The 11,358-nt window shown below is 71.2% G+C and carries 10 protein-coding genes; 4 read left to right on the top strand and 6 right to left on the bottom strand.

The window, feature by feature from the left end:
* Together ABWO84_RS15635 and ABWO84_RS15640 are read left to right on the top strand one after the other, a co-directional pair.
* The coding region (locus tag ABWO84_RS15635; RefSeq protein WP_353116232.1) for an MMPL family transporter at positions 1 to 981 on the top strand (981 nt) is incomplete at its 5' end.
* Entirely contained in the window at positions 978 to 3,029 is a 2,052-nt protein-coding gene (locus tag ABWO84_RS15640) for a YhgE/Pip domain-containing protein (protein WP_353116233.1), read from the top strand. The genes ABWO84_RS15635 and ABWO84_RS15640, both read left to right, overlap by 4 nt.
* Before the next feature lie 80 nt (positions 3,030 to 3,109).
* Here ABWO84_RS15640 and ccsB read toward each other — a convergent pair whose 3' ends face one another.
* From ccsB to ABWO84_RS15670, 6 genes are read right to left on the bottom strand one after another with little or no spacing between them, the layout of a single operon-like run.
* Positions 3,110 to 4,105, bottom strand: coding sequence for a c-type cytochrome biogenesis protein CcsB (gene ccsB, locus ABWO84_RS15645; protein WP_353116235.1), 996 nt, complete (start codon positions 4,103 to 4,105; stop codon positions 3,110 to 3,112).
* A 1-nt stretch (position 4,106) separates the two neighbouring features.
* Positions 4,107 to 5,855: a cytochrome c biogenesis protein ResB gene (resB, locus tag ABWO84_RS15650; RefSeq protein ID WP_353116237.1), complete on the bottom strand. Its 1,749-nt coding sequence runs from the start codon at positions 5,853 to 5,855 to the stop codon at positions 4,107 to 4,109.
* A complete protein-coding gene (locus tag ABWO84_RS15655; RefSeq protein WP_353116239.1) occupies positions 5,836 to 6,612 on the bottom strand; it encodes a cytochrome c biogenesis CcdA family protein in 777 nt (258 codons plus the stop codon). The genes resB and ABWO84_RS15655 overlap by 20 nt, the downstream gene beginning before the upstream one ends.
* Positions 6,609 to 7,247, bottom strand: a complete 639-nt coding sequence (locus ABWO84_RS15660) for a TlpA family protein disulfide reductase (protein WP_353116241.1) — start codon at positions 7,245 to 7,247, stop codon at positions 6,609 to 6,611. Before ABWO84_RS15660 ends, ABWO84_RS15655 begins: the two co-directional genes overlap by 4 nt.
* A gap of 51 nt (positions 7,248 to 7,298) precedes the next feature.
* The gene (locus ABWO84_RS15665; RefSeq protein ID WP_353116243.1) at positions 7,299 to 7,922 is read right to left on the bottom strand and encodes a histidine phosphatase family protein; all 624 of its coding nucleotides are present in this window, start codon (positions 7,920 to 7,922) and stop codon (positions 7,299 to 7,301) included.
* A 2-nt stretch (positions 7,923 to 7,924) separates the two neighbouring features.
* Entirely contained in the window at positions 7,925 to 8,320 is a 396-nt protein-coding gene (locus ABWO84_RS15670; RefSeq protein WP_353116245.1) for a DUF5684 domain-containing protein, read from the bottom strand.
* A gap of 111 nt (positions 8,321 to 8,431) precedes the next feature.
* On the opposite strand from ABWO84_RS15670, the gene aspS reads away from it, so the two are divergent.
* Entirely contained in the window at positions 8,432 to 10,207 is a 1,776-nt protein-coding gene (aspS, locus tag ABWO84_RS15675) for an aspartate--tRNA ligase (protein ID WP_353116246.1), read from the top strand.
* 184 nt (positions 10,208 to 10,391) lie between these two features.
* Positions 10,392 to 11,358 (top strand): ABC transporter substrate-binding protein (locus tag ABWO84_RS15680; protein ID WP_353116248.1); only part of this gene is annotated, 967 nt, incomplete at its 3' end.

Here is an 11,358-nt window from a genome sequence, read left to right on the forward strand (position 1 = left end):
CTGATGGGCGTGCTGTTCGGGCTCGCGATGGACTATCAGGTGTTCCTCGTCTCGCGCATGAGGGAGGACTACGTGCACGACCCGGAGTCGAAGTCCTTCGAGACCCGCCGCGCCGCCGCGATCCGCGCCGTGCGATCCGGCTTCTCCGGCTCGGCGCGCGTGGTGACCGCCGCGGCGCTGATCATGTTCGCGGTCTTCGTCGCCTTCGTGCCCGAGGGCGACTCCTCCATCAAGCCGATCGCCCTCGGCCTCGCCGCCGGCATCGCCGTGGACGCCTTCCTGGTGCGGATGACGCTCATCCCCGCGCTCATGGCGATCCTCGGCGACCACGCCTGGCGCATCCCGCGCTGGATGGAGCGGGTGCTCCCGCACGTCGACATCGAGGGCGAGGCGGTGGAGCGCGAACGCGCGATGTCCGCCTGGCCCGGCGATGACAGCGTCGTCGCGGCCGCCGGCCTCACCGCGGGCGCGCCGGGGCTCGACGACCTCACCCTGCGCCTCGCGCCCGGCGGAGCGATGATCGCGACCGGAGCCACGCCGGGGGCCCTGCGCACGCTCACGCTCACGATCGGCGGGCGGGTCAAGCCCGAGGCCGGTCGGCTCCGCGTCGCGGGGCATCTCCTTCCCGGACGCGCCGGTTGGGTGCGCGCCCACGTCGGCTGCGTGCTCGTCGCCGATCCCGCGCACGCCCCGGGCGAGCTCCGGGAGGCCCTGCGCGGCGGCACCACGCTCGTGGTGCTCGACGGTATCGACCGGCTCACCGACGCGGCCCGCGACCAGGTCGCCGCCGGCCTCCGCGACGCCGGTCCCGACGTCGCCGTCTTCGCCACCGCGACCGACCCCGACACGGCGCAGCAGCTCTTCTCCGAGGCGGGACGCGCACCCGCATCCGTACTCGACGTGCGGAGCCCCGCGGCGCATGCGCCCGATCCCGCGCCCTCCGACCTCACCGATTCCGACACCGCAGAGGTGACCGCATGACCCTTCCCCTCGAGCGCGCACGTTCGCGCCGCCCCATCACCTGGCTCACGCTGCTCGGCGTGCTGCTGCTGCCGGCCGTCATCGGCGGGATGCTCGTCGCCGCCCTGCAGAACCCCACCGAACGTCTCGACCGGATGACGGCGGCGATCGTGAACCTCGACAAGCCGGTCACGATCGACGGCCAGTACACCCCTCTCGGACGTCAGCTCGCGGCGGGGCTCGTCGACGGCTCCGACGAGTTCGACTCGAACATCACCTGGGTGATGTCGAACGACAAGGACGCCGCCGAAGGTCTCGGCGACGGCACGTACCAGGCGGTCATCACGATCCCCAAGGACTTCTCGGCGTCAGCGACCTCCAGCGGCCAGGCGATCGCGAAGGGCGGCGGAGAGGCCGAGCAGGCGAAGATCTCGGTCACCACTCCCCCGGACGCCCGGGTCGCCGACGACCTGATCACCCAGCAGATCGCCACGGTGGCCGCGTCGACGATGGGGAACCAGATCAGCGAGGCCACGCTCGGCAACGTGCTCGTCGGCTTCAGCACGGTCGGCGACAAGATCGGTGAGGCCGCGGACGGCGCGGACAAGCTCGCGACCGGCGCGAAGGACGCCGCCCGGGGCGCTTCCGCGATGCCGGACGGGGCGCAGAAGCTCGCCGACGGGGCCGGACAGCTGGCCGGAGGCGCCGGGCAGCTCGCCGGCGGCCTGGACACGATCGCGTCCAAGGCCCGTGAAGCCGGCGCGGGCGCGAACGAGCTCGGACGGGGCCTGACCTCCGGCGCGGACGCGCTCGCCCGTGACGGGCTCGTCCCGGCACAGCTGCGGGCCGCCGCCGACGGCGCCGCGAAGGCGACGGCGGGCGTCGGCCAGGCGCTGGGGACGGCCGCGCCGGCCGCGGCGACGGTGCAGCAGGGGGTCGGACGGCTCACTCAGGACCTCAGCGCGCTGCAGGCGAGCTGCGACCGGTCCACCCCCGACTCTGCGGCTTTCTGCGAGACGCTGGACAGGGCGGCTGCGGCGGCGACCGCGCTGAACGAGCCCGCGGCGACATCGGCCGGAGCCAGCGCCGCCGCGCTGAAGGCCTCCGGTCTCGCGACCCAGGCCGCGGCGGGCACCTCCGCCGGCCTCGCCCAGCTCAACGCCCAGGGGACGGCCGAGATCTCCGGCCGACTGCGCACCGCGGGGGCGGCGGCCTCGCAGCTGGGCGGCGGGCTCGGACAGCTCGCCGACGGCGTCGCGACCTCGTCCACGGGCGCACGCGGGCTCTCCTCCGGGGCGGCGCAGCTGCAGACCGGGGCGGGCACCCTCGCCGAGGGCGCCACGACGCTCGCGGACGGGCTCGGCTCCCTCGCGAGCGGGACCGGTGACCTCGCCGACGGCCTGCACACCGCCGCCTCGTCGATGCCCTCCTTCGACGAGAAGCAGTCGAAGTCGCTGGCGTCCGTCGTCGCCTCGCCGGTGAAGGCCGATGCGGGTGCCGCCGGCCTGTTCGGTCCGAGCGCGATCCCGCTGCTCGCCGCCGTGGTGCTGTGGTTCGGATCGCTGGCGACGTTCATCGCGATGCGAGCGATCCCCGGACAGGTGCTCACGTCCCGCCGCTCGTCCCTGTCGCTCGCGCTGCGCGGCCTCTGGCCCGCCGCGGCGATCGGCGCGGGGCAGGGCCTCCTCGTCGCGCTCATCGTGCAGATCGTCGCGAAGTACGACGCCGGCACGTGGTGGTCCTTCGCCGGGATCGCCGTGCTCGCGGGCGTCGCGTTCGCCGCGGTCAATCAGGCGCTGGTGACCGTGCTCGGGGGTATCGGGCGATGGGTCGCCGCGCTGATCGGCGTGCTCGCGGTGGCGACCGGGCTGATCTCCACGGTGCCGGCCTGGCTCGCCGCGATCGGCGCCGCGATGCCCACGGCCCCGGCGCTCAGCGGCCTCATCGCGGGGAGCGGCGCCGCGGTGGCGGGCCTCCTCGTCTGGGCGGTGCTCGCGTTCCTCGTCACGGCCCTCGCCGTGACCCTGCGTCGCACCACCTCCGCCAAGGCGATCCTCGCCACGGCCTAGGGCCCTCAGAGCGCAGAAGCGCATCCCGGAGAGCTCTCCGGGATGCGCTTCTGCGCACCGCCCGCAGGGAACGGGGCCGGTCAGCTCAGGCCGGAGTAGGCGTGGAGACCCTTGAAGAAGACGTTCACGATGGTGAAGTTGAAGATCACCGAGGCGAAGCCCGTGATCGACAGCCAGGCCGACGGCGCCCCGCGCCAGCCACGCGTGGCACGGGCGTGGATGTAGCCGGCGTAGATGACCCAGATGATGAAGGTCCACGTCTCCTTCACGTCGAAGCCCCAGAAGCGTCCCCAGGCGTCCTGTGCCCAGATCGCCCCGGCCATGAGGGTGAAGGTCCAGCCGATGAAGCCGACGACGGTGAACCGGTACGCGAGGCTCTCCAGTCGCGTGGCGTCCGGCAGCGTCGCCAGGAACTTCGCGCCGGTCTTGTCCGCGCCCTCCGCGATCCGCCGCTCCCGGCGCATCTGCAGCAGCTGCATCACCGACAGCGCGAACGCGAGTGCGAAGAACGCGGTCGACAGCGAGGCGACGAACACGTGGATGACCAGCCAGATGCTCTTGAGCGGATCCATCAGCGGGGTGATCGCGACGTAGAAGTTCGTCGCCGCGAGGCCGAGGAGCACCACGATGAGCCCGGTGATGAACGCGCCGAGGTAGCGGAGGTCGATACGGGTGAGCACCAGCAGGAACACGGCGACGATGAGCAGCGTGCCGACCATGGCGAACTCGTAGAGGTTCGCCCACGGCACCCGGCCGGCGGCGAACCCGCGGGTGAGCGTCGCCCCGAGGTGGAACAGCCAGGCGAGCACCGTCAGCGACGTGCCGATGCGCGCCATGACGAACCGCTGCTTCGGCGGCGCCCCGTCGGCCGGCGAGCCGGAGTACGGCGAGGTCGCGTCGTCGCCCGCGGAGGCCGGCACGCCGCCCGCCGCGACCAGTGCCTTCGCATCGACGCGCTTCTCGCTGCGCTGGTCCGACCGGCGGGCGAGGTCGAACGCGTAGGCGATGAACGCGGCGGCGTAGATCGCGATCGCGGTCCACATGAGCAGCAGCGACAGGTTTTCCAGACCGGCCATGTCAGTCCTCCTTCGAGGGGGTGCCCTCGTCCACGGGGCGGCGGGGAACGACGCCGTCGAGCAGTCGCTCGTGCCCGCGCACGAGATCATCGAGAGCCGCGGAGAGGGTCGGATCCTCACCCCGGGCGAGCCCGGCGTATTCCAGTTTCACAGATCCGTCGCCCGGTGTGGCCTTGACCCACATGCGGCGACGCGGCACGAAGAGGGCGAGACCGAGACCGGCGAGCGCGAGCAGGGCGAACCCGAGCACGAACGGCGCGGAGTCGTCGTGATGGATCTGCAGCGAGACGTAGCGCTTGACCGACTTGCTCAGGTCCGCGGCACCGGGCGACATGTTCTCGAAGGTCACCGTGCCCATGCCGTTCGGCAGGTCGGCGGTCTGCCCCGGGGCGAGCTCGATCGACTTCACGTCGGTGCCACGGCCCGTGAGCTTCTTCAGGGTGGTGGTGTCGAGCACGTACACCGACCGCGGGGTGCCGTCGTTGATGCCCAGGTCGCCCTCGTAGACGTCGAGCGTCAGCAGCGGGTTGGTCAGCGCGCCGAAGCCCGAGGTGTAGGCCCCGGAGTCGAGCTGGAACGCCGTCGGGTAGAAGAAGCCCGTGAGGCCGATCTGTTCGGGCAGCCCGTCCGGCACCTTCAGCACGCCCAGCGACGTCATGTTGTTGTCCTGCGGGAGGAACTCCACCGGGCCGCTGGAGACCACGGCGCCCGCGGCGTTGCGCACGGTGATCGACGGCGCGTACCCGTTGCCGAGCAGGTAGACCTTGTCTCCGCCGATCTGCAGCGGATGGTTCACCCGCACCGATCCCTTCGAGGACGACCCGTCCGCGTCCTTCACCGTGACGTTCGCGGAGAAGTCCCCGGCCTGCCCGCGACCCGGAGAGTTCCACGGCTGATAGGTGACGTCGAAGGAGTCGAGGGTCATCTTGTAGGGCGTGAGCGCCTGCTCGGTGACGAAACGCCCGCGGTTGATCGAGGCGTAGTCGATCATCGCGTTCACGAAGGTGCTGCCCTCGACGATGACCTTCTGCCCCGTGTAGGAGAAGCCGCCGCCCACGCCCACCGAGACGAGCACGCCGACGAGGGCGATGTGGAACATCAGGTTGCCGGTCTCGCGCCAGTAGCCGCGCTCCGCCGACACCGATCGCACCGCGCCGCGGTCATAGCGCACCACCCGGTACCGCAGGGCCTTCAGCTGCTTCTCGGCGGCGCCGATCGCGCGCGCGGCCTCGGCGTCGGCGTCCTCGGCCTCGCGGGCGGCCTCGCGATGGTCGTCCAGTCGGGCGAGGCGGGCCGGCGTGCGCGGGGGCTGCGCCCGCAGCGCCTTCAGGTGGTGCTTGATCCGCGGGATGATGCAGCCGATGAGCGACAGGAACAGCAGCAGATAGATGGCGGAGAACCACGGCGACAGGTAGACGTCGAAGAGGCTCAGCTTGTCGAGCACCGGGAACAGGTCGGGGTTGTCCTGCTGCCACTTGGTGACGCCGTTCGGGTCGGCCATGCGCTGCGGGAAGATCGACCCCGGGATCGCGGCGATCGCCAGGATGAGCAGCAGCACCAGTGCGACGCGCATCGAGGTGAGCTGCCGCCAGCCCCACCGCAACCAGCCGACGAAGCCGAGCCGCGGCTGGGTGACATCGCCGTCGACGTCGTCGGCGGGAGCCGAGTCGATGTGGTCGGACGGGCGGAGCGGATCGCTGGCGGACGTGCCCGCCGGCTTCCGCCCCCGGTCAGAGCGGGAGGACGACACTGCCCATCACCGCCCCCAGCCGCGACATCATGTCGTTCCACAGGCCAGAGACCATGAGCACTCCGACGATCACGAGCAGCACGCCTCCGATGATGTTGATCACGCGGATGTGGCGGCGCACGAAGCCGATCGCCTTGGTCGCCCAGCCGAAGCCGAGCGCCGCGAGGAGGAACGGGATGCCGAGGCCCAGCGAGTAGGCCACTCCGAGGAGCGCCGCCCGACCGGGGTTCCCGGCGTTGATCGAGAGCGCGACGATCGTCGCGAGCGTCGGCCCCATGCAGGGCGCCCAGCCGAGGCCGAGCGCGATGCCCAGCAGCGGGGCGCCGACGAGGCCGGTGGTCGAGCTCACCTGCATCCTCATCTGCCGCTGCGCGAACCCGAAGAAGCCGAGGAAGATCAGCCCCATGGCGATCACGAGCGCGCCGAGGATCCGGGTGACGAGGTCGCGCCACTGCAGCAGGAAGACCGACGCCGCGCCGCCGATCGCGGTCATCAGCACGAAGACGAGAGTGAATCCGGCGATGAAGAGCAGTACTCCGAGGAGCAGCCGCCCGCGGGTGACGGTCGCCGTCTCCGCGCCCCCGGGTTCCGTGCCGGCGGCGGGTCTCCGCGGAGCGACCGCGCCGCTGATGAAGCCGAGGTAACCCGGGATCAGCGGGAGCACGCAGGGCGAGAGGAACGAGACGAGCCCGGCGACCGCGGCGAGCGGGATCGCGACCCACAGCGCTCCCGATCCGATGATGGCTTCGGGGTTCACGCCTTCTCCGCGAGCAGGTCCTTGATGAGCGTCGACAGCACGGAGGTGCCGTCGATCGGCCCCAGGATGCGGGCGGCGACACGGCCCTTGCGGTCGAGCACGAGGGTGGTCGGCGGGGCCTGCAGCGGTGCGACCTTCGCGAAGGCGAGCTTGGCGTCGCCGCTGTCGGCGTCGAGGATGCTCGGATAGGTGATCCCGTATTCCTCGGCGAACGCCTTCGCGGTGTCGGCCGCGTCGTAGATGTTCACGCCGATGAACTTCACGCCGTCAGCCTCGTGCTTCTTCCAGACCGACTCGAGGTCCTTCGCCTCGATCCGGCAGGGTCCGCAGGTGGCGTACCAGAAGTTGACGACCGCGACCTCGCCGCGGATCGAGTCGCTGGAGAACGTGGAGCCGTCCTCGGTCTCGCCGCTGAAGACCACCGGCTCGCCGCGGTCCGCCACCGCGATCTCGGTCACGCGCAGGCTCTCGCCGTTGTATCCGACGTTCCCGTCCCCTCGGAACGCATCGGCTCCGCCGTCCTCCGGCGCACAGGCGCTCAGGCCGACGGCGAGTACCGCGGCGAGCGCGGCTCCGACGAGCCGGGGCCGGAGGGGGCGCCTGCCGCGCGCAGCACGAACGGGGGCGGTAAGCACGTTGTCAGTGTACGTCCAGGTTCCTATGGTTCCGCCGGACGCCCTCCGCCCTCAGACGGCCCCGAGATCGATCCCTGCCGCGGCGGGCTCCGCGTAGGCCACCTCGCGCCATCCGCCGTCCCCCCGTTCGAAGGAGGTCACGCTCGACAGGGCGCAGCGGCGGGTGCGGGGGTCGTGCCGCAGCCGCAGGCCCGCGACCCTGAGGTGGGTGACCCAGATCGGCGCCTGGTGCGAGACGAAGACCACGTCGCCGCCGTCCGCCGTCTCCCACGCATCGTCCATCGCCGCGAGCATCCGTGCCGTGATCGACTCGTAGGGCTCTCCCCAGCTGGGAAGGTTCGGGTTGCGCAGGTGCCGCCAGTTCAGCGGATTGCGGAGCGCCCGCGACATCCTCCTGCCCTCGAACACGTTCGCCGGCTCGATGATGCGCTCCTCGAGCACCGGCACCAGGTCGAACCGCGCGGCGAACGGCGCCGCCGACTCCTGCGTGCGCTCCAGCGGCGAGCAGCGCAGCGCCGTCACCGGCCTGCCGAGGGAGGCGACGTGGTCGGCGGCCGACTGCGCCATCGCCCGGCCCGCCTCGCTGAGGTGATAGCCGGGGAGCCGCCCGTAGAGGATGTGCGCGGGGTTGTCGACCTCGCCGTGCCGGACGAGGTGGAGGCGCGATGCGGGCACGATCAGGCCCTGCGGTACTGTGCGCCGCCGAAGCCGAGCACGATGTAGCCGATGAAGGGCAGCAGCCAGAGGAGGAAGAAGGAGAAGCCGCCGCCCTTGCCGAAACGGGCGCCGAGCTTGAAGGCGACGACGATCGCGAAGATCACGTTCACCAGGGGGATGAGGTACAGCAGCACCGCCCAGCCGGTCATCCCGGCGACCTTGACCAGGAAGATCAGGTTGACCAGGGGGATGATCGCGAGGATGCCGGGATAGCCGGCCTTCGAGAAGACCCTCCACAACCCGATCGCGACGATGATGTGGAAGATCAGCGCGACGACGCCGGTGGTGCCGGAGAAGATCGCGCCGAAGAGCTCCTGCACGCCGTTGGTGGTCGAGAGGTCGAGGTGGCTCGTCATTCCATGGCCTTTCGTGGGGCGGATGCCGGGGCGTCCGAGTCTACTGAACGTCCCGGAGCTGCCCCGTAGAATGGCAGGATCGCCCATTTCCCCGATCAGAAGGAAAGTTCCGTGCTGCGCACCCACGAGGCAGGCTCCCTGCGAGCCGAGCACATCGGTCAGACCGTCACCCTCGCGGGGTGGGTCGATCGTCGTCGCGATCACGGAGGAGTCGCCTTCATCGATCTCCGCGATGCCTCGGGCATCGCGCAGGTCGTCATCCGCGACGAGGAGATCGCGCACCCGCTGCGCAGCGAGTTCGTCCTCCGGGTGACCGGCGAGGTGTCGCGACGCCCCGACGGCAACGAGAACCCGAACCTGCCCACCGGCGAGATCGAGGTCATCGCGACCGATGTCGAGGTGCTCAACGAGTCGGCCCCGCTGCCGTTCCAGGTCTCGACCGCGCTGGAGGGCACCGAGACCGTCGGCGAGGAGGTGCGCCTCAAGCACCGCTACCTCGACCTGCGCCGCCCCTCGGCGGCTGCCGCCATCCGCCTGCGCTCGAAGGCCGCCGCCGCGGCCCGCGCAGTGCTGGCGTCGCACGACTTCGTCGAGATCGAGACGCCGACCCTCACCCGCTCCACACCGGAGGGCGCCCGCGACTTCCTGGTGCCCGCACGCCTCAACCCGGGCAGCTGGTACGCGCTGCCGCAGTCGCCGCAGCTGTTCAAGCAGCTGCTGATGGTGGCCGGCATGGAGCGTTACTACCAGCTCGCCCGCAGCTACCGCGACGAGGACTTCCGCGCCGACCGCCAGCCGGAGTTCACCCAGCTCGACATCGAGATGAGCTTCGTCGACCAGGAGGACGTCATCGCCCTCGGCGAGGAGCTGGTCCGGGCGATGTGGCGTCTCATCGACGTCGAGGTCCCCACCCCGATCGCGCGCATCACCTTCGCCGAGGCCATGCGCTTGTACGGCTCGGATAAGCCCGACCTCCGCTTCGGCAACCCGATCGTCGAGCTGCGCGAGTTCTTCGCGGACACGGAGTTCCGGGTGTTCCAGCAGGAGTACGTCGGCTCGGTCGTCCACCCGGGCGGCGCCTCGCTCCCCCGTCGTCAGTTCGACGCCTGGCAGGACTGGGCGAAGTCCCGCGGCGCGAAGGGCCTCGCGTACGTGACCTTCGGCGAGGACGGCACGCTCGGCGGCCCGGTCGCCAAGAACCTCACCGACGCCGAGCGCGAGGGGCTCGCCGCCGCCACCGGCGCGCAGCCCGGGGACGCGGTCTTCTTCGCCGCCGGTCCGACCCGCGAGGCGCAGGCGCTGCTCGGCGCGGCCCGCGTCGAGATCGCCAAGCGCACCGACCAGATCGACCCCGGCGCGTGGGCGTTCGTGTGGGTCGTCGACGCCCCGCTGTTCAAGCCCACCGGCGAGGACCCGGAGGACGTCGACCTCGGTCACTCGGCGTGGACGGCCGTGCACCATGCGTTCACCTCGCCGAAGGAGGAGTGGCTCGACCGCTTCGACTCCGAGCCGGGAGAGGCGCTCGCCTACGCCTACGACATCGTCTGCAACGGCGTCGAGATGGGCGGCGGCTCGATCCGCATCCATCGCCGCGACGTGCAGGAGCGCGTGTTCGACGTCATGGGCATCGGCGCCGAGGAGGCGCAGGAGAAGTTCGGCTTCCTCCTCGACGCCTTCGCCTTCGGCGCCCCGCCGCACGGCGGCATCGCCCTGGGCTGGGACCGCACGGTCTCGCTGCTCGCCGGCGCCCCGTCGATCCGCGACGTGATCGCCTTCCCGAAGACCGGCAACGGCTTCGACCCGCTCACCGCCGCGCCCGCGCCCATCACGCCCGAGCAGCGCGAAGAGGCCGGAGTGGACTTCGTCCCGGAGGACGTCGAGGACTGACCCCGCCCACGGCCGGAGGCCCGGCTCCCGTTCACGGAGCCGGGCCTCCGGCGTCGCCGCCCGCGCCGGCCGCCATGAGCCGTTCACGTCGCGTTCATCCGTCACCGCGCTTCCGGTAACCCGCCGCGCGTAGTTTCCTCTCGTCCCGAAACCGGCATCCGCCGGACATCCGAGAGGAAACCCGATGGCAACCATCACCCGCCGTGCGCGCCTGGGCGCCGGCATCGCCCTGGCGACCACCGCCGCCCTGCTGCTGACCTCCTGCGCCGGCTCCCCGTCCGCCGGCGGCACGGACGCCCCGAAGAACGGCGACAAGGCGTCCACTGCGACCTCCGTCGAGGACTTCGGCTCGTTCGCCGACCTCGAGGCCGCCGCGAAGAAGGAGGGCGCGCTCAACGTCATCGCCCTGCCGCGCGACTGGGCCAACTACGGCGAGATCCTCGACCTGTTCGCCAAGAAGTACCCCGAGATCAAGATCACCGAGCAGTCCCCCGACGTCTCCAGCGCCGAGGAGATCCAGGCCGCCAAGACGAACGAGGGGCTCGACACCGCCCCCGACGTGTTCGACCTCGGCCTCACGGTCGCCCTGCAGAGCACCGACCGCTTTGCTCCGTACAAGGTGCAGACCTGGGAGGACATCCCCGCCGAGCTCAAGGAGCCCAGCGGCCTGTTCACCGGCGACTACGGCGGGTACATGTCGATCGGCTACGACTCCTCGAAGTTCCCGGCTCCGACTTCGCTCGACGACCTCAAGGGCTCCGCCTACAAGGGTTCCGTGGCGATCAACGGCGACCCGACGCAGGCCGGTGCGGCCTTCGCCGCCGTGGGCCTGGCCACGGTGCAGTCCGGCGGCACGCTCGACGACTTCCAGCCCGGCATCGACTTCTTCGCCGACCTCCAGAAGGCCGGCAACCTGCTGAAGGTGGACGTCACGACCGCCACCGTCGCGAGCGGCGAGACCCCCGTCGTCTTCGACTGGGACTACCTCAACGCCGCGCACAAGAAGGACCAGAAGGACTGGAAGGTCGTCGTCTTCGAGGGCACCGGCTACGCCGGCTACTACAACCAGGCGATCAACAAGGCCGCCCCGCACCCCGCGGCGGCCCGCCTGTGGCAGGAGTTCCTCTACAGCGACGAGGTGCAGAACCTCT

It is taken from the genome of Microbacterium sp., assembly GCF_040394595.1.
Lineage (GTDB): Bacteria > Actinomycetota > Actinomycetes > Actinomycetales > Microbacteriaceae > Microbacterium.

Bases quoted from the DNA above. Each gene is read 5' to 3' on its own strand.
- ABWO84_RS15640 (WP_353116233.1), top strand. From the start codon at position 978: ATGACCCTTCCCCTCGAGCGCGCACGTTCGCGCCGCCCCATCACCTGG.
- ccsB (WP_353116235.1), bottom strand. From the start codon at position 4,105: ATGGCCGGTCTGGAAAACCTGTCGCTGCTGCTCATGTGGACCGCGATC.
- ABWO84_RS15670 (WP_353116245.1), bottom strand. From the start codon at position 8,320: ATGACGAGCCACCTCGACCTCTCGACCACCAACGGCGTGCAGGAGCTC.